Here is a 17629-nt window from a genome sequence, read left to right on the forward strand (position 1 = left end):
TCCGTTATATTTATTTGATGAGCGAGAGGTTGATCGTGCTTTAATGGATTTATCCTCACGCTTGTTTCAAATGATAATCTTTTTTCAAATAAGCTGGCTTAGAATAATTCTTAGTACATCATTTTGTGGATACGTGCTATAGCCTACTTTCTTGAAAACAGTTGTATCTATATACCGATAAAAATAGATATATATGTTTCGTATAGATTCAGTACAGCAGAGAAGAACACATAATTCAGGAAGGTGAAATATTATAAATACCATTAGTACTAAGGACAGAAATAAACGTGCAGACCTATCGATTTTCATCCTATCGCTGGCTGCATTTGTAATCTTCACAACCGAGTTTATTATAATAGGTCTTATGCCGAATATGGCAAGAGACCTCAATATCTCGATACCGGTCGCTGGTCAGCTGGTGACTTCGTTTGCACTCATTATTATTTTCGCCGGCCCTATTATGACCGTATTATTCGCGCGTGTGGAGCGGCGCACGCTATTTGCATGGATATTGGTGGTATTTGCTATGAGTAATGCAGCCGTCGCATTAGCTCCGGGCTTCTGGACGATAATGATTGCACGAATTGTCCCTGCGGCTCTACTTCCAGTCTTCTGGGGAGTCGGCAGCGATGTTGCTGCTAAGCTTGTACCAAAAGAGGATGCCGGCAAGGCGATTTCCAAACTCTATTTGGGTTTAACTGGTGGATTGGTGTTTGGCATCCCTTTGGGCACCGTACTTGGTGACGCTGTAGGTTGGCGAGGAGCCTTCTGGTTTCTGGCCGTGTTTTCGATTGCGGTGGCCTTGCTTTTGGCCAAAGCCATGCCAAAACTCCATCCTGTCGAGGAGACAAGCTTGAAAAGTCAGATCAAATCTCTTTCGAATCGTTACTTTATTGCCAACCTCGTCCTTTCAGTTGCAATACTGTCAGCGATGTACGCTTCTTACACCTACCTCGCTGACATGCTGGAAGGATATGCTGGTATCGCATCATCGCATGTAGGCTGGTGGCTGATGGGGTTTGGTACAGTCGGTCTATACGGCAACTATCTGGCTGGTCGACTTGTTGACCGTCACGCCATAAAAGCTAACGTTTTGTTCTGCCTTCTATTGGCTGTAGGAGCGGCAAGTGCAGTTCTTCTCGTCGGACATCCTGCAATGTTCGTAGCTGCGCTGGCTGTATGGGGAATAGCACATACGGCGCTTTTTCCGCTTAGCCAGGCTCGGGTTATCAATGCTGCAAACGAAGGAAAAGCACTGGCGGGCACGTTGAATGTTTCCGCATGCAACTGCGGAATCGCAGTAGGTGCTTCGTTAGGAGGTTGGGCTATCAATGTAAGTGGTATCACCGCAGCGATTTTGGGTGCTAGCATTCTGATCTTGCTTTGTGCCGTTGCTTCTCCCGCAATTGAACGATTGAGAACGAAAGTATAAACACCTGGCTTTTTACAGCTGGGGCAGCCAGTTGAGCGGCGATTTGCCCCAGCGCATCAAGTTCGTCACGGAGTTGTAGCGCTTGGAATGCTAAAAAATTCTGCGCGCATTTGGGAAGCCGAGGAAGTTCGTTTCAAGGATTTGTTCGTCTGTTGTTCAATCAGAGGATGAGAGGCTTAAACTTAAAGACGGTTCATCAATTCTGAGGCGGCAATACTGGAAAACTGATGGTTGACCGAGACGGGATAGGGGAACGAGATATTGTTACTTAGAACCGAATTCTACAGTAGTTTATGATAATCGAGCACTTTAATCTACCAACTGCCGATACGAATAGCATCAGCAACAAAAGACATTCCCTAAAATTTTTTGTTAGGATATTAATCGGAGCTATTCTTATATGGTACCAAAGCGTCCCAAGCGTCAGTCAAAATGTTAGATCGGGATCATCCTAAATGTTTATAGTACACTATTTTTATAAAAGAGCGTTATATATAAAAAAATATTGTAGGTAAAGAATCGAAAATACACTTAATACGAATGGCATGCAGACGTTTACGCATGATCACGCTACTTGTATGAAGAACGACGGGCAGCTTTGATGTAAGCTGTATTGTTCATTTTGTGCTATTTTATCATCATGATAATCCTAACGTACTGATCATCATCTACGATACAATGACATCAGTATAGGACTAGATTAAAATTCATTAACATTTTTATGTAACAAAAGAAATATGCATGTACGGTTGAGTATTTAACAAACAAAGTATTGATGTTGGAACTGAGCGTTAAGGACAAAGAATTACAACAGCCAATTAAGGAATGTGATGATATTACAATGAGTAAATATGTTTGTGTAGTTTGTGGATATAATGAATTAAACTTTCCTAAAACGTTACCAATGATGACAAAGCAAGTTTCCGCCTGATTTGAACAGTAAGAATCCGTATCCATAAGCATTATCTACACAGATTGACCTATATGAAAACGTTCTTGTGAAAGCAGTTAATGCTACTCAATCTGGCATGAGATGATGCCAGATTGAGTATTGTGTTAACCTTGTTTTAGACTTTTCCTCAGAAACAAAAGCGAGACCATAATTATTCGTTATTGTTTTTAAGACTTGCACCATTTGTACTAATGACTTCTTTGTACCAGTGGAATGATTTCTTTTTGTAACGCTCTAATGTACCCGTACCATCATTGTTACGGTCTACGTAAATAAAACCATAACGTTTTTTCGTTTCAGCCGTTGATGCACTTACAAGGTCAATACAGCCCCATGATGTGTAATCCATAACCTCTACACCGTCTTGGATCGCTTCGCCTACCTGCACCAAGTGGTCATTCAGGTATTGAATACGGTAATCATCATTCACCGTTTTATTGCCATTTTCAAGCCGTAACACTTGGACATTGTTGTAACGGATTTGTTTTAAGGGAAATGTTGGTCAATTGTTGTTGCAAAGTTTCTGTTGAAAAGGTCTGATATACCTGTGCATACGTGCCTATGTTCGTGCGGAGTTTTGAATATCCTTGCGCCCTTTAGCCAGTAGCTTCTCCGATACATGGACATCAAAAAATTGAACAATCGGTCCCAGGCAAAATGCCGATACCAGCGTCCCCAGCCCAACAATGCCTCCGAACAGGAAGCAAATCAATGCACAAATAGTATCTGTAAACATTCGGTGCCAGAAATAAGGGATTTTCGGGACGTAATCCCGCATAATAAGAGACAGACTGTCGTACGGGGAAATGCCCACATTGGACGTTTGATATAGAGAGACCCCCAAGCTGATTACTACGACCCCGGCCACAACGATGATTACCTGTTGCCATAGCACCTGAGGTTCACCAAAGAGCCCCAGCGCAGAGTCGTAAAAGTATGTGATGATGTAGCCCAATAAGAAGGCATTTACAACTGTACCTGCTCCGATGAATTTTCGCCCCGTGAAGAATTGAGCTACAAACAATCCGAGATTCAGCATAATTAAAAAAGTGGCATATGAGAACCCGATATATTCCGCAAGTGCCATTGCCATCCCGTTAAAGGGATCATTTCCCAATCCGGACAGCTTGAAAATAGCAACTCCCAAACCCATAAATATGTTTCCTATCAACATGATAATTAACCGTCTGGGCTCTACTCTAATTTTCATTCTGGTTCCCATTTCGTTCTCCATTCCGCTCTATTTGCTGTTGATTATTGTCTGGCCATCTCTTTCAACGAAGTCATCACTAGATCATGGCTCCATTTTTGTGATCCTGGATGATACGTGTGTGAAAAATTCAAGCCTTCGCCACAAGCTCCATCCCCATTCAAGGGGCTTCGTTCAGTAAATCAGGTGTTTCCCTTTGCTATGGAACATTACGATGAACCCTATTTTTTATTCTCAAGGCATCCGGCAATTGCTCAAAATCTTTGCTTCCTACATCTCGACATCGGATACCGATCTGGTGAACATCGGTTCCTCCGCTTATCGGATATATCATTTTGAAGGAAAGCTCAACCTTGTGGAGAATGCTGCACTGCTCCAGTGAAACAAAAGAAGGCTTCGCCCCCAAGCGAACGAAACCTTTTCTGAGTAAGGATGTTTCACTCCGTGATGAAGAGCCAAACACAATGTGGGGTAGATTAAACCAGCTCAAAAACGACTCAGAGTGACATAGCTATTGTCAGATGTTTGAACTTACAAATTATTGAGGCGATTATTAGCAAGAACAGCCTATAAAATATATGATGGAGCTCATATGTCTCCTTAGAAACTGAGCCCCTTCAATTAAACTAAGATGCACTGCTAATAAAGTGGAATGGTCCTAAACTCCCGCAATTGAAACAATAACATGTTTATACTATTCAAAGTTTTGTAGCGCTTCATGATCCGTTACCTTCATTAACACCGTTTGAACCCTTGCTTCCCTGGTTCCAGCCACCCCCAAATTAATGGGTGACGAGAGCGCACCCCCTAGGAAATTTCAGGTAATCTGGTTTTTATCATGGTATTGTTGTCTTACTTAATGACTGTAAGCAATTTTTGAGTCAAAGCGCTTTGATCTGCGTCTTCTTGAATCACATTTTGGTACTCGTATGCATTCGTAATAAGGACAGGTGTTATGGTCGACATGCCTGCATTCTTGATCATGGCGATGTCGAATTCGATAAGCAAATCGCCTTTATTGATGCTGTCGCCTTCCTTGACATGCAAGGTGAATGGCGCCCCTTTTAATTTCACCGTATCTATACCGATGTGAACGAACAATTCAACGCCGGATGCCGAACGCAGTCCGATCGCATGCTTGGAAGGCGTGGTCGTTGCAACCGTTCCAGCAAACGGTGCATACAACTTACCTTCCAACGGCTCAATGGCAACGCCTTGGCCCATGGCTCCTGAGCTGAACGCTTCGTCAGGGACTTCGGAAAGCAGTACAACTCTGCCCACCAGTGGAGCAGAAATGGCTTCTTCCCCTTCCTCGGAAGGAACGGTAGTAGCGGCTGGTGTTTCACTGGCTGGAGTTGGAGTTGCTGCAGCCGTTGCTTTCACTTTGTCTTCACCGTAACCCCAAATTTGAATAAAAATAATGGGAAGAATGAACGCAATGGCAGCACCGATCAGAATGCCCCAGATGGACATCGGCGACTCATCACTGATTCCGTTGACAAGCGTCAGTGGGCCTGGCAGTCCGGCATAAGCAAAGTAGAATGGATTAAAGAAACTGGCTGCAATCGCGCCGATACCACCAGAAATACATCCGTAGATTATCGGCTTCTTGAATTTGAGAGTAATGCCGTAGATCGCCGGTTCCGTAATGCCAAACAATCCCGTAATACCTGCGGAGACACCGACTTTGCGGGTTTCCTGATTTCTGGTCTTCAAAATAACGCCAAGCACGGCACCGATTTGAGCAATAATGGCAATCGTCTGATAAGCCTGGAATGAATCCCGACCATAGAGATCAAAGTTCGCAAGAACCATCGGTAGAACGCCCCAATGGATGCCAAAGATTACGATAATCTGCCATGCGCTGCCGATAATTGCCCCTGCAAGCCACGGTAAGTTCTCAGCAAGGAAATTGTAACCAGCAGCAATACCATTTGCCCCCCATGTTGACAAGGGTCCGAGTAGCAAAATAGTCAGCGGAACCATAATAACCATGGATAGTAATGGAACGAACAACGGCCGGATCATTTCATGTATTCTTTTGTTCAGGAAGCGTTCCAGATAGGACAAGAACCATACCAGGAGAAGCGGTGGAAGCACCGAGGACGTATATGTCGTTCCCGTCAAGGGAATACCCAGGAAGCTGATGCTCGCTCCGTCTGTAATACTTGCTGCCATTGTTGCCCAGTCAGGGCTAACCAATGCAACACTACAAGCAACGGCGATAAAGGTATTCACTTTAAAGTACTTTGATGCCGTAATCGCGATGAAGATTGGTAAGAACGTGAAAGGAGCCCATGACATGAAGCTCAGTACCTGATAGGTTCCCGTAATCGCGAAGCTGTCGGACACCAGGTTGATCAGGATCAAAATCCCCTGCAAAATACCAGCTGCAGCCAGGATATAAATGAAGGGCGCGAAGACTGCCGACATCGTAGCAATGATCCGGTTCAATACGGTTCTTTTGTCGCCCTGTTCTACTGCAGTATCATCCAGGTTCACGAGACCTGCAAATGATTCGAAGACTTCGCCGACATGCTGTCCAATAACAACCTGAAATTGCCCGCCGCTTTCTACGACGGTAATAACCCCTGGTAGCGTTCCCACAATTTCTTTCGCCTCTGGGCTTGATTGCTTAAGCACCAATCGAAGCCGGGTGGCGCAGCGTGTAGCCCCAATAACATTACTTTGGCCACCAACAGCGTCCAGAATGCTTTGTGCAAGCTTTGGATAATCTCTAACTTTTTCTGCCATCTCAATCGCCCCCTAATCTCATGTGTACGTTTACATTATAATTATAACGGTACAATTTTTCAACAAGATGATAAAAAATATGTTTGGTTATAATTTAACAGTGTGTGTTTCGATCAGGTATATGTTACAATTTAATCATTAATAACTGATAATCAAGTGAAGAGGAATACTCATGTTAAAATATCATCAAATCGCAAAGAAAATTGAGAAATACATTGAAGAGAAACAGCTTAACCAGGGCGATAAGCTACCTGTCTTGGAGACGTGGATGACACATTTTGATGTGAGCAAAAGCACGATCATTAAGGCATTGGAATTGCTGGATAAAAACGAAAATATATTTCAGATTCGGGGCAGCGGCATCTTTGTCCGTAAGCTGAAACGTACAGGCTATATTAGCCTACAGATAAACGATAGCAAGAAGAAGGATAACGTTTCGTCCAAGCTGCTCGAACTGGACCTGCGCAAGCCGACAAAAGAAGTGGCAAATAATCTCAATATCGGTATGGATGAAGACGTGTACTATGTCAAAAGAATCCGCTACATCTTCGATCAGCCGTTTTGTATTGAAGAATCCTACTTTAATAAATCCGTTGTGACTTACCTCAACAAGGAAATCGTACTGGATTCCATCTTTAAATATTTGCAGGATGCGCTGAATGTAAAGATCGTCTTCTATGACTCTTACTTACACGTGGATAAGCTGAATGAAGAGGAAGCGGAGCATCTGGGTCTGAAACCGGGTGATCCGAAGTTGCTCGTTGATCAAACTTTTCATTTAAGCAATGGTCAACCGTTTGACTTCGCCAGAAATACGTACAACTATCTACAATCGCAGTTCTTTATTCAGGGAAAGGGGCAATATATTTAAGGAGAACAAGATTATACTGAAAAAAACCTGGCAAATCGCCAGGTTTTTTGGTGTGATTTTGATTCGCAATACCTCCAAAAACGAAAAAGTTACATCCATAGACTCGATCAGCTAGCCTACCGTACATCAGCCATCGTCGGATGGCTCTGACAGAATCTATGTAGTTCAAAAATTCATATTATTATGAAATGTTTTCCTGTTCACCATAGTACCATCTTTTGGAACAACAATGAATACTACTATTTTATTACTTATCATCTTTTTAATAGGAGGTAGATTATGAAAAACACAGGTATGACGCGCTCGTTGGATACTTTGAATCGAATCGTTGTTCCCAAGGAAATACGGGTGACTATGAATATTAAATGTGGGGATTCGGTAGAATTTTTTGTGGATGAGGAAACAGGCTTTATGGCTTTAAAGAAGTATACAGGTGTCACCTGTAAGCTGTGTGGCACAGTTGAACACCTGACATATTACAGAGCTTCATTTTTATGCGTAGACTGCACCCAGAAATTAAAGGGGAATATCGATTGTTGCCCCATACCAGCTCCTTCTGTTCAAGAACATACACTTCCAAAAAGAACGAATCAATCGGCAGAAAAATTGCTCGGACGCCTTAGAGAGCTTATGCAGGAGCATCCCGATGCCAGACAATACGATTATGCAAAATGGCTTGGGGTCTCACAAGGGCGTGTATCTCAGCTTAAAAAGCTACTGTAAAACGCAGCATAGCTTCTTGTAAAATCCTATTCATTTAAATCCAAGGCCATCATTATAATATAATTTTATTTTAACGTTAATACCCACTCAATACCTTTGTTTACATATGTAATATCGCCTTCTCATCCTGTAAACTAAGTTCCACCAAGCGGTAACCGCTGGATCATAGAGAGGATGAGGTATTCATGAGTTTGGAAAGTAAAGTTTTTGCGATACAAGATGGTCTGGACGGACGTGTAAATGCAGTCCTGGATCAAACCCTTGCCGAGAAGCGTCTAATCGGCGCAGTGGTCATGATATATTTGGATGGTTCACCCGTGTATGTCCGTGCGGCGGGGCTGGCTGATCGAGAAGAACATCGTCTTATGCATGAGAATGCTTTATTTCGGCTCTCTTCTGTGTCCAAGCCGATTGTATCTACTGCGGCCTTGGTTTTGGCCGCCCAAGGGTTGATTGAACTCGATGAATCTATAGAGCGCTGGTTACCGGACTTCCGCCCCCGATTAATCAGCGGCGAACAGCCATCCATTACAGTACGCCAATTACTCACACATACTGCAGGGTTGACCTATGGCTTTTTAGAGGAGGAAGGCGGCGGGCCCTATCATCGTGCAGGCGTGTCGGATGGCATGGATTTCTCAAATCTTACGCTGGAAGAGAACTTGCAACGTTTGGCTTCCGTGCCTCTGTTGTATACACCAGGTAAAGCATGGGGCTATTCGATTGCCACTGATGTACTCGGAGCTATCATTAGCCGTGTATGTGGCACAACCCTTGATGCAGCTGTCAAAAAGCTCGTTACAGAACCTCTGGGTATGCACGATACCAGTTTCTCGGTCGTTGATGCCGGACGGCTTGCCGCTCCTTATGTTAACGATACACCAGAACCCCGGCGAATGCGTGAGCTTGAGGTTGCACAGGTTTTTGAAGGCACAGCGGGGATTCGTTTTCAGCCTGCACGAGCCTTTGATCCCACGGCCTTTCATTCTGGTGGCTCAGGTATGATTGGCAGCGCAAAAGATTTCATGCGGCTGCTGGAAACACTGCGAAACGGCGGCAATCCTTTACTTCCGGAGGAGTGGGTTCGTGAAATGGGCACCATCCAGACCGGAAGCCTCCCCTTGGCAAGCTGGCCAGGGCGGGGCTTTGGACTGGGATTCACCGTACTCCACAATCCCGACGAAAGTGGAACAGCAGAATCCCCCGGAACGTGGCGCCTCGGAGGAGCTTACGGTCATTCGTGGTTCGTTGATCCCGCGCAAAGACTCAGTGTAGTCGCTTTTACCAATACAGTATATGAAGGTATGTCAGGTCCGTTTACAACCGAGCTTTGCCAAGCCATTTACGGCAGCTCAAATAGGGTCTGATAAAACGGGCGTTACATGTTTGTGCTCTACAGGCGAGGACAGGACGATTAACGTGGTAGAGTGACCGTGCTTTCCGCACTCATCCCCGAATTGCTCCAGCTTAAGCATGGATTCGGTCATAACCTTAAGTAGATAATTTTGCTCGCCGCTGATTCGATGGCACTCAATGACTTCAGGTGCAGATTGGCAAAACTCAACAAATGAACTGCATTGATTCGTGTGCACGAGCACATGAGCCATGATCGGCTTCCCGACTTTCTCATGTGAAACCATGGCACGATACCCGGTGATGATCCCTTTATCCTCCATGCGCCGCACTCTTTCCGTTACGGCAGGCTGGGAAAGTCCAACCTCCTTACCCAGCTCGGTCATGGAGATACGCGCCTGGTTTTGTAGACACAACAAAATTTTATGGTCCACTTGGTCCATCAAATTCATCTCCTTAAATCCAAGGTCATATTGCATAAACACAATTATTATTATGTACATTTCGGGTATTGACTTACAATTTCGTGCTTTAATAAAATATTAGCATGCAAAATCAAGGACGTAAAGCGGGAAGACATAGAGAGGGAATGAAACTAATGAAATATAGAAAGCCCCTGCTTTTCATTGCGCTTGGCCTATTCGGCGTGTACACGATTGAGTTCGGTGTGGTTGGCATTTTGCCGGTCATCATTGAACGTTTTCATATTACGACAGCTCAGGCCGGGTTTCTTGTCAGTTCATTTGCATTGATCATCGCGCTGTTTGGTCCCTTCATGGTGCTATTGATGTCCAGGTTTAACCGCAAGCGAATCATGACAATGTCGTTGTTTGTTTTTGCCGTAACAAGCTTGCTGTCAGCCTATACATCCAACTTTTATCTGCTGGTGATTTTACGTATCATTCCGGCTCTGTTCCACCCGGTGTATTTCTCGCTGGCTTTTGTCGCCGCCACTGCGTTGTATCCCCCGGAAAAAGCAACACAAGCTTCCGCCAAAGCCTTTCTCGGCACGAGTATGGGAATGGTACTCGGTATTCCGATTACGGCCTATATCGCCAATCAATTTTCCTACGAGGCCTCCTTCTGGTTTACTGCGGTAGCGAATGGGATTGCAGGGGTCGGCATTTTATTCATGCTGCCGGATACACCGCAAGCCGAAATGTCCTCCTACCGGAAGCAGCTTGGCATTTTGCGTAAAATACCGCTATGGCTCAATATCGGGGCGGCTACTTTTATTTTTGCAGCCATGTTCTCGGTGTATAGCTATTCTGCCGAATATTTGGGGCAAAACACAGGTATGAGCAGCGATGTTATTAGCTTTCTGCTTATTATTTTTGGTATCGGCGGAATGCTCGGCAATCTATTGGCTGGCAAGCTCATGGGCCTGCATAAGGTTCGCACCGCTCTTTTTCATCCAGTAGTCTTGGGGGGCACCTATTTGCTGTTGTACGGGATCAGTTCTTCATTTATCCCTACGCTCTTCATCATTATCGTGTGGGGGGCCGTTCATACCAGTGGGCTGATTGTCGCCCAGATTTGGGTGATCGATGAGGCCAAAGAAGCTCCCGCGTTTGCCAACAGTCTTTATATCTCGTTTATTAACCTAGGGGTTTCACTGGGCTCGCTGGCAGGGGGGTGGTTTATTGCCAGAGCAGGGATACAGGGGACGCTGTGGAGCGGCTTGTTGTTCGCCATGCTAGCGCTGGTATGCATCGGGTCTAAAGTGATTTATCCACGTATTTTTCGAAAATATAAAAGATTAGAAGTGCAGAACTAAAGAGTTGCAAGGGTTTAGGCAATGTTGTTCGGGGCTATCCAGTGACAAGACTGCGGATGGAGTAACGGAAGAACCAAACCTGTTATCATAAAAAAACCGGTCAACACTTTGTATGGTGTTGAACCGGTTTTTGTTTAAAGATTTATTCCTGCCTGTCGGATCAGATCAGAATGAAACATACACTTCTGTGCGCTTTAGATCAGCGTATAGCCACCATCCGGGAACAGCACGCTTCCAGTGGTAAACTTGTTCGTCATCAGGTACAACACGGTGTGTGCGATTTCCTCGTTATAGCCCACTCGACGGAGCAAGGTGACTTCCTTGTATTCCTCAAAAGCCTGCGCCCGCTGCTCGCCCTCGGGGCCGTCTCGCCAAATGGTGCCGGGAGATACGACATTGACCCGTACCGGGGCCAATTCCACCGCCAACGCCTTGCCCAAGCTTTCGATGGCGCCGTTGGCCGCTCCATATGTAGCACCAAAGCCCATTGGCCGCTGGCTGAAAGCCCCGGACATGAGGACGATCGAGCCGTCCCTGGAGATATGCGGCACCGCATGCTTAGCAGCAAAATATTGCGGCCAGAATTTCCCCTCAAACGGAGTTTTCGCCTTTTCCGTATCTATAGTGATCGGACCACGTGTATAGCTCGCGCCCGGTGTGAACAAATGATCGAATGCTCCGACCTTTTCAAAAAACGCCTGCACTTCCTCCTCCTTCTGATTGTTCAGTTGGAAGGCTTCCACCGATTCGGCAGGGATGAGTTTCTTCGCCTGCTCCAGTTTGTCCGCAGAACGCCCGGCGATCACGATACTCGCCCCCTGTTTTGCTGCTTCTATGGCTGTTGCCAGCCCTATACCTGAACTGCCGCCAATTACGACGACACGCTGATGCTGTAAATTCATATTAATCTCAGCTCCTTTATAGGGATTATAACATAACTATTTTATGAGTATACATATTTTTATTCAGACGGGTTTCCCTGCACCGCGCTTTTGCGGTAGGAGGTCGGCGACTGACCCGACCAACGCTTGAATTGTCTGCTAAAATGCGCAATATCTCCGTAGCCTAGCATGTCAGCAATTTGCTGTACTGACCATTGCGGATCAGCCAACAGCAGCTTGGCTTCATGCAGGACAAGCCCGGACAGATATACACGGGGGGATACGCCGAAAACACTCCTAAACACACGGTTACAATGGGACACACTAATGCCCAGCTCCGATGAAATCCCCTCGATCCCGTCCTGTTTTTCCACTGAGCCGACTTGTCCAAAAGGCTGATTCACCCTGCCCTGAAGACGACTGGCAATCTGATGGGCAAGCTCTGTCTGCACGTATCCGCGTCCTGGCAGATGTGCCGCTTCGCTCGATACCGCTTCCCACAACGTGGCAAACAGCTCAAATACAGCGGACTGAATCCGCATACGCTTGGCCACCGAATCACCGCCTGCTCCCATGTCTTCTAGCGCAGAAAGATCGAGCAGCTTGCTCAGTGCCGGTCCCATTTGCCCCGCTACCGTGCCTTCGGCCGGGAACAGGACTTGCTCCAAACGGCTCAGTAGCGAAAGAAACAGCTTATCATCAATATCAAAATGCATGCAAAAATACGTAAAGCCCTCTCCACTGCTATGGCTGGAGTGGACGATTCCCGGCCGCAGCAGCACCAAATCACCCTCACGCTGCGTATAGCTGCGACCATCCACGACCATGATCTGTTCTCCCGCAAGCACGACGTTAATTTCATATTGAGGATGCTCATGTGGTGGATAGCTCCAGTCTCTTCCGACACTTCGCGTATGGATGGCAAACAGATTGACCGTAGTCCGCACATCGGGAAAAAAGAATTCCTCCCCGGCAGCCGTAAGGTCTGGGTGATCCGGACGCTTTGGTAAACGTGGTGATGACATGTTTTCCCTCCTGACTGCATAGTAATTACCCCCAGTATATCGTGTTTGGCGCGATTTGGATAAATAGTTGAGCGATTTGACAATGGCTCCCTTGCAAATGACATGCTAGGCTCTATGTGTGTTAAACGAAAGTTAAACTTCATTGTGAAAGGGGTTTTACTATATGACGAAAAGCATATTTTATAACACACAACATGCACCTATAGGTGCCTTCTCCAGCTTTACGCTCGGGTTTAAGGGAAATCGCGGCGGACTCGGCCTGGAGCTGGGGAAGCCTGCGGATGAAAATGTATACATCGGGCTGCAATCCAGAGACGGCAGCGTATACGAGGCGCTTCCTTTTTTCGCATCTGCACAGGACGAAAGCACTCGCTATGATGTGGAGAAAAAGGATAAAAAAATAGAGCCGCTACTCGTTGCCTTTGCTGATCAAGACATTACCCGTGAGCTGAAAGCGGGAACGGATACATGGCAGGCCGGGGATTTGACGTTCCGGCTGTACTCTCCGGTTCGTCCGGTGCCCGAGCCAGGATCTGCGAACACAAGCGAGCTGCGGGCAGCGCTGGTTCCGGCGGTATTTGCCGAGCTAACGGTCGATAACACGCAGGGGACTGCTGCACGGAGAGCTTTTTTCGGCTATCAGGGCAGTGATCCCTACAGCGGCATACGCATTGTAGGAGAGGACCCGCGCAGGGATGCTACGAATTCTCCCCGCTCGGATAGACTCACAGGCATCGGCCAAGGGCGCAGCACAGCCATTGTGACCAACAGCAGCGAGGCGATACCTGCCAGTGGATTTGCACTGGAGAAGCTGCTCGGAGAGCCTATGGCCGAGAATTTATCCTTTGGCCTGGGCTTGACTGGTGCACTCCTCATGGATGTTCCGGCAGGCGAGAAGCGTACGTATTCCTTCGCCATATGCTTCTATCGCGGTGGCATCGTGACGACAGGCATCGAAGCGGCGTATTACTACACCCGGCTATTCAAGGATATTGAAGACGTGGGGAGCTATGCCTTGGAGCATTTTGCAGACCTGACCGCAGCCTGTGTCCAGGCTAATCGCTGGATGGAATCTGCAAGCTTGAGCCCGGATCAGGAATTCATGCTCGCCCAGGCCATTCACAGCTACTACGGCAGCACCCAGTTGCTTAGTCAGCAAGCAGACGGAGAACCGATCTGGATTGTGAACGAAGGCGAGTATCGGATGATGAATACGCTCGATCTGACGGCGGATCAGCTCTATTATGAATTGATTTGGAACCCGTGGACGGTACGGAACGAGCTGGAGTGGTTTGTCAAACGATACAGCTACCGGGATGAGGTACGCTTTCCTGGAGAGGAACAAACCCATTCGGGCGGTATCACGTTTACGCACGATATGGGCGTGGCGAATGTGTTCTCCCGGCAGGGGTATTCCTGTTATGAGCTGGCAGGGATTGACGGCTGCTTCTCTTATATGAGCCACGAAGAGCTGGTGAACTGGCTATGCTGCGCCATAGTATATATCGAGCAGACACAGGATCGGTCATTTACGACACGTATGCTGCCTACCCTGCGTGAGTGCTTCGATAGCATGCTGCAGCGGGATCATCCAGACCCGGCACAACGTAACGGCTTAATGGGCCTGGACAGCTCCAGAACCCTTGGAGGTGCGGAAATTACGACCTACGATAGTCTGGACGTATCCCTGGGCCAGTCCCGCAACAACATTTATCTGGGCAGCAAATGCTGGGCTGTATATATTGCGCTGGAAAAGGTGTTTGCCTCAGAAGGTCTCGACTCGCTTGCACGAGAAGCTGGCTTACAGGCAGACAAATGTGCAGCAGCGATCACAGCACACATGACAGACAAGGGCTATATTCCGGCCGTCATTCAGGAAGGCAATGATTCACAGATTATCCCTGCGATTGAGGGGCTGATCTTCCCTTACTTTACAGGCTGTGAGGACGCGCTTAAGCCTGATGGACGGTTCGGCGGATATATCCAGGCACTGCGACGCCATTTGGAAACCGTACTGGTACCAGGGGTTTGCCTGTTCGAAGATGGGGGCTGGAAGCTGTCCTCGACCAGTAACAACTCCTGGCTGAGTAAAATCTATCTGTCGCAGTTTATCGCCCGTGAGCTGCTGGAGCTGCCTTGGGAAGAAGCAGGGCAGGCCGCAGATGCCGCCCATGTTTCATGGCTCCTTCACCCCGAGGAATCCTACTGGTGCTGGAGCGACCAAATGCTCTCCGGCATTGCCCACGGCAGCAAATATTACCCCCGCGGAGTTACCGCTATTTTATGGCTGTATGAAGGCAAGGGCAATCGTCTCGTTCTTCCCCGGCATATGAGTCAGGATCAGGAGCAGCATGTCTGACAATAACCTTCACCTGCCCAAAAGGAGGCCCCAAATATGAGCAAGCGTATGGATATGCAAAAAGAGAGCGGCTATAACGCTTGGCTGCATTATCGACGTAATCGTAAGGTGGAGAATTTGCCAGCTTGGTGCAAAGTCATTGTGGCTCAAAAGGCAGATGAAGTGCTTCAAACAGCTGCAAGTGAGCTTCAGCACGGATTGAGCTCCATGTTCGGACAGGAGCCGCGGATCAGCGCCGTTCCTGTGAGTGCGCCATTCATCGCTTTGGGTACATTCCAAGAGCATGCATGGGTTGCAGAACGATTTAGCCCAGAAGAACAGGCAGAAGTGAGCACAGAAGGCTACCGAATTCGCGGGATGGAGACTTCCAACCCGGCACATTCAGCTCCATATAAAAACGATGATATCAAAGGGGCGTACGTCACGGTCGCCGGGCAGACCAGCAAAGGCGTATTATATGGGGTTTTTCATCTGCTGCGCTACCTGCAAGGTGGACTGGATGGCAAGCTGAAGCCTACCAGCGAAGAATCGTTGCAGGCACCCATTCTGGATGTGCTGTCCAATCCGGCTAATCCTATCCGTATGATTAACCACTGGGATAACATGGACGGCAGTGTAGAGCGCGGGTATGCGGGCGCGTCCATTTTCTATGACAATTATGCCTTTACTACAAATATGGATTGCCTTCGAGACTATGCTCGTCTGCTTGCCTCTGTTGGCATTCAGGCGCTATCCATTAACAATGTGAATGTCCATCACGTAGAAACCGAGCTGATTACAGCTACATTTCTACCGGATGTGGCCAGAGTGGCCGCGGTGTTTCGCGCCTATGGCATCCAAATCTACCTGAGCATTAACTATGCCAGCCCTATTCAGCTCGGCGGATTAACCACCGCCGATCCGCTGGACCCCGGTGTAGCTGGATGGTGGCAGGCCAAGGCCCGGGAGATTTACGCTGCTGTTCCCGATCTGGGCGGCTTCGTGGTCAAGGCTGATTCCGAGAATCGGCCCGGCCCGTTCAGCTACGGGCGTCATCACGCCGATGGAGCCAACATGCTGGCAGATGCGCTGCGGCCCTATGGCGGGCGTGTGATTTGGCGCTGCTTTGTCTATGACTGCAAGCAGGATTGGCGGGACCGCAAGACGGATCGGGCTCGCGCGGCCTTTGACCATTTTAAGCCACTGGATGGGCTGTTTCGGGATAATGTCATTTTACAGATTAAAAATGGCCCCATGGATTTTCAGGTGCGGGAGCCTGTCTCTCCCCTGTTTGGTGCGCTGGAAGCTACCCAGGTACTGCTGGAATTTCAGATTGCACAAGAGTACACGGGACAGCAGCGACATCTGTGTTACCTTGTTCCGCAATGGAAGGAGGTACTGGATTTTGACACCTATGCACAGGGAAAAGGCTCCACCATCAAGCGAATTGTGAGTGGCGCTCTGCATAGCAAGAGCGATTCTGCTTCCAGCCGCAGGAAGGCTATTGTCCATGTCGGCAGCGGAAGCTTCCAAGAGGAACAAACGAGCCCTTCTCCCAAACGCGGCAACTATGGGATCGCCGCTGTGTCCAATATTGGAGCTGACGCTAATTGGACCGGACATTTGCTCGCCCAATCCAATCTTTACGGCTACGGACGGTTGGCATGGGACCCGGAGCTGTCCGCAGATGAAATCGCGGATGAATGGGTTCGGCTGACGTTTAGCGGGCAAGGGGCTGATGATGCCAGTGCAGATTTGATTCCTGCCATTAAGCAAATGCTGCTCGATTCGTGGAATATCTACGAATCCTACACCGCTCCTCTCGGGGTCGGCTGGATGGTTAGTCCCGGTCACCATTACGGGCCGGATGTGGACGGCTATGAATATTCGATGTGGGGCACCTACCATTTTGCCGATTGCTGGGGGATTGGTGTAGACCGCACGACAGCAACCGGAACGGGCTATGCAGGACAATATTTTTCTCCTCATGCCGATATTTACGAATCTACTGACACCTGCCCGGATGAATTGCTATTATTTTTTCACCATGTTCCTTATACGCACACGCTCCACTCCGGCCAAACGGTCATTCAGCATATCTATGATACCCATTTTGAAGGTGCTGAACGTGCGGCCCAGCTTAAAGACACTTGGATCAGTCTGCGGGAGCAGCTGAATGAAGGGATATATGAACAGGTGCTTGAGCGGCTGGAGCATCAGGCTGAGCACGCCAAGGAATGGCGGGATCGGATCAATACGTATTTTTACCGCAAAAGTGGCATTGCCGACCGAAAGAATCGTCCTATCTATTAA

At 47.7% G+C, this 17629-nt stretch carries 13 protein-coding genes and 1 pseudogene; 8 read left to right on the top strand and 6 right to left on the bottom strand.

Annotated features, from left to right (window positions below; translation table 11 throughout):
• Window positions 1-307 precede the first annotated feature (307 nt).
• The gene (locus WG8_RS24595) at window positions 308-1432 is read left to right on the top strand and encodes an MFS transporter (protein WP_232289170.1); all 1125 of its coding nucleotides are present in this window, start codon (window positions 308-310) and stop codon (window positions 1430-1432) included.
• A gap of 1103 nt (window positions 1433-2535) precedes the next feature.
• Here WG8_RS24595 and WG8_RS24600 read toward each other — a convergent pair.
• Both WG8_RS24600 and WG8_RS24605 read right to left on the bottom strand, forming a co-directional pair.
• A pseudogene (locus WG8_RS24600) lies at window positions 2536-2832 on the bottom strand (family 1 glycosylhydrolase); the annotation flags it as partial.
• A 111-nt stretch (window positions 2833-2943) separates the two neighbouring features.
• On the bottom strand, window positions 2944-3537 hold the full coding sequence (locus tag WG8_RS24605; protein WP_007433003.1) for a YczE/YyaS/YitT family protein: 594 nt from the start codon (window positions 3535-3537) through the stop codon (window positions 2944-2946).
• A gap of 253 nt (window positions 3538-3790) precedes the next feature.
• Between WG8_RS24605 and WG8_RS24610 the strand changes: the two genes are divergently transcribed.
• Window positions 3791-3976, top strand: coding sequence for a hypothetical protein (locus tag WG8_RS24610; RefSeq protein ID WP_007433004.1), 186 nt, complete (start codon window positions 3791-3793; stop codon window positions 3974-3976).
• Window positions 3977-4446: 470 nt separating this feature from the next.
• Here WG8_RS24610 and WG8_RS24615 read toward each other — a convergent pair whose 3' ends face one another.
• A complete protein-coding gene (locus WG8_RS24615; RefSeq protein WP_007433005.1) occupies window positions 4447-6348 on the bottom strand; it encodes a beta-glucoside-specific PTS transporter subunit IIABC in 1902 nt (633 codons plus the stop codon).
• Window positions 6349-6520: 172 nt separating this feature from the next.
• Here WG8_RS24615 and WG8_RS24620 point away from each other — a divergent pair, with 172 nt between their 5' ends.
• The 3 genes from WG8_RS24620 (at window position 6521) to WG8_RS24630 (ending at window position 9309) form a co-directional block, all read left to right on the top strand.
• The gene (locus WG8_RS24620) at window positions 6521-7219 is read left to right on the top strand and encodes a GntR family transcriptional regulator (RefSeq protein ID WP_007433006.1); all 699 of its coding nucleotides are present in this window, start codon (window positions 6521-6523) and stop codon (window positions 7217-7219) included.
• Between the two features lie 279 nt (window positions 7220-7498).
• Window positions 7499-7942, top strand: a complete 444-nt coding sequence (locus WG8_RS24625; protein ID WP_007433007.1) for an AbrB/MazE/SpoVT family DNA-binding domain-containing protein — start codon at window positions 7499-7501, stop codon at window positions 7940-7942.
• 185 nt (window positions 7943-8127) lie between these two features.
• Complete coding sequence (locus WG8_RS24630; protein ID WP_007433008.1) at window positions 8128-9309, top strand: serine hydrolase domain-containing protein; 1182 nt, start codon at window positions 8128-8130, stop codon at window positions 9307-9309.
• On the opposite strand, the gene WG8_RS24635 is transcribed toward WG8_RS24630, so the two are convergent.
• Entirely contained in the window at window positions 9295-9738 is a 444-nt protein-coding gene (locus WG8_RS24635; protein ID WP_007433009.1) for an Lrp/AsnC family transcriptional regulator, read from the bottom strand. The two genes, WG8_RS24630 and WG8_RS24635, sit on opposite strands and share 15 nt — an antisense overlap.
• Before the next feature lie 155 nt (window positions 9739-9893).
• Here WG8_RS24635 and WG8_RS24640 point away from each other — a divergent pair, with 155 nt between their 5' ends.
• Complete coding sequence (locus WG8_RS24640; protein WP_007433010.1) at window positions 9894-11072, top strand: MFS transporter; 1179 nt, start codon at window positions 9894-9896, stop codon at window positions 11070-11072.
• A 194-nt stretch (window positions 11073-11266) separates the two neighbouring features.
• Here WG8_RS24640 and WG8_RS24645 read toward each other — a convergent pair whose 3' ends face one another.
• Complete coding sequence (locus WG8_RS24645) at window positions 11267-11974, bottom strand: SDR family oxidoreductase (protein ID WP_007433011.1); 708 nt, start codon at window positions 11972-11974, stop codon at window positions 11267-11269.
• Between the two features lie 59 nt (window positions 11975-12033).
• A complete protein-coding gene (locus tag WG8_RS24650; protein ID WP_007433012.1) occupies window positions 12034-12978 on the bottom strand; it encodes a helix-turn-helix domain-containing protein in 945 nt (314 codons plus the stop codon).
• Window positions 12979-13141: 163 nt separating this feature from the next.
• On the opposite strand from WG8_RS24650, the gene WG8_RS24655 reads away from it, so the two are divergent.
• Both WG8_RS24655 and WG8_RS24660 read left to right on the top strand, forming a co-directional pair.
• On the top strand, window positions 13142-15337 hold the full coding sequence (locus WG8_RS24655) for a glycoside hydrolase family 52 protein (RefSeq protein WP_007433013.1): 2196 nt from the start codon (window positions 13142-13144) through the stop codon (window positions 15335-15337).
• 36 nt (window positions 15338-15373) lie between these two features.
• Window positions 15374-17629: an alpha-glucuronidase family glycosyl hydrolase gene (locus WG8_RS24660; protein WP_007433014.1), complete on the top strand. Its 2256-nt coding sequence runs from the start codon at window positions 15374-15376 to the stop codon at window positions 17627-17629.

It is taken from the genome of Paenibacillus sp. Aloe-11 (genome assembly GCF_000245715.1).
Taxonomy (GTDB): Bacteria; Bacillota; Bacilli; order Paenibacillales; family Paenibacillaceae; genus Paenibacillus; species Paenibacillus kribbensis.

What these genes read in the sequence shown, in the direction of transcription:
- WG8_RS24605 (WP_007433003.1), bottom strand. Translation starts at nt 3,537, where the DNA reads ATGGGTTTGGGAGTTGCTATTTTCAAGCTGTCCGGATTGGGAAATGAT.
- WG8_RS24655 (WP_007433013.1), top strand. Translation starts at nt 13,142, where the DNA reads ATGACGAAAAGCATATTTTATAACACACAACATGCACCTATAGGTGCC.
- WG8_RS24640 (WP_007433010.1), top strand. Translation starts at nt 9,894, where the DNA reads ATGAAATATAGAAAGCCCCTGCTTTTCATTGCGCTTGGCCTATTCGGC.
- WG8_RS24625 (WP_007433007.1), top strand. Translation starts at nt 7,499, where the DNA reads ATGAAAAACACAGGTATGACGCGCTCGTTGGATACTTTGAATCGAATC.
- WG8_RS24650 (WP_007433012.1), bottom strand. Translation starts at nt 12,978, where the DNA reads ATGTCATCACCACGTTTACCAAAGCGTCCGGATCACCCAGACCTTACG.
- WG8_RS24635 (WP_007433009.1), bottom strand. Translation starts at nt 9,738, where the DNA reads ATGGACCAAGTGGACCATAAAATTTTGTTGTGTCTACAAAACCAGGCG.
- WG8_RS24660 (WP_007433014.1), top strand. Translation starts at nt 15,374, where the DNA reads ATGAGCAAGCGTATGGATATGCAAAAAGAGAGCGGCTATAACGCTTGG.
- WG8_RS24645 (WP_007433011.1), bottom strand. Translation starts at nt 11,974, where the DNA reads ATGAATTTACAGCATCAGCGTGTCGTCGTAATTGGCGGCAGTTCAGGT.
- WG8_RS24620 (WP_007433006.1), top strand. Translation starts at nt 6,521, where the DNA reads ATGTTAAAATATCATCAAATCGCAAAGAAAATTGAGAAATACATTGAA.
- WG8_RS24630 (WP_007433008.1), top strand. Translation starts at nt 8,128, where the DNA reads ATGAGTTTGGAAAGTAAAGTTTTTGCGATACAAGATGGTCTGGACGGA.
- WG8_RS24615 (WP_007433005.1), bottom strand. Translation starts at nt 6,348, where the DNA reads ATGGCAGAAAAAGTTAGAGATTATCCAAAGCTTGCACAAAGCATTCTG.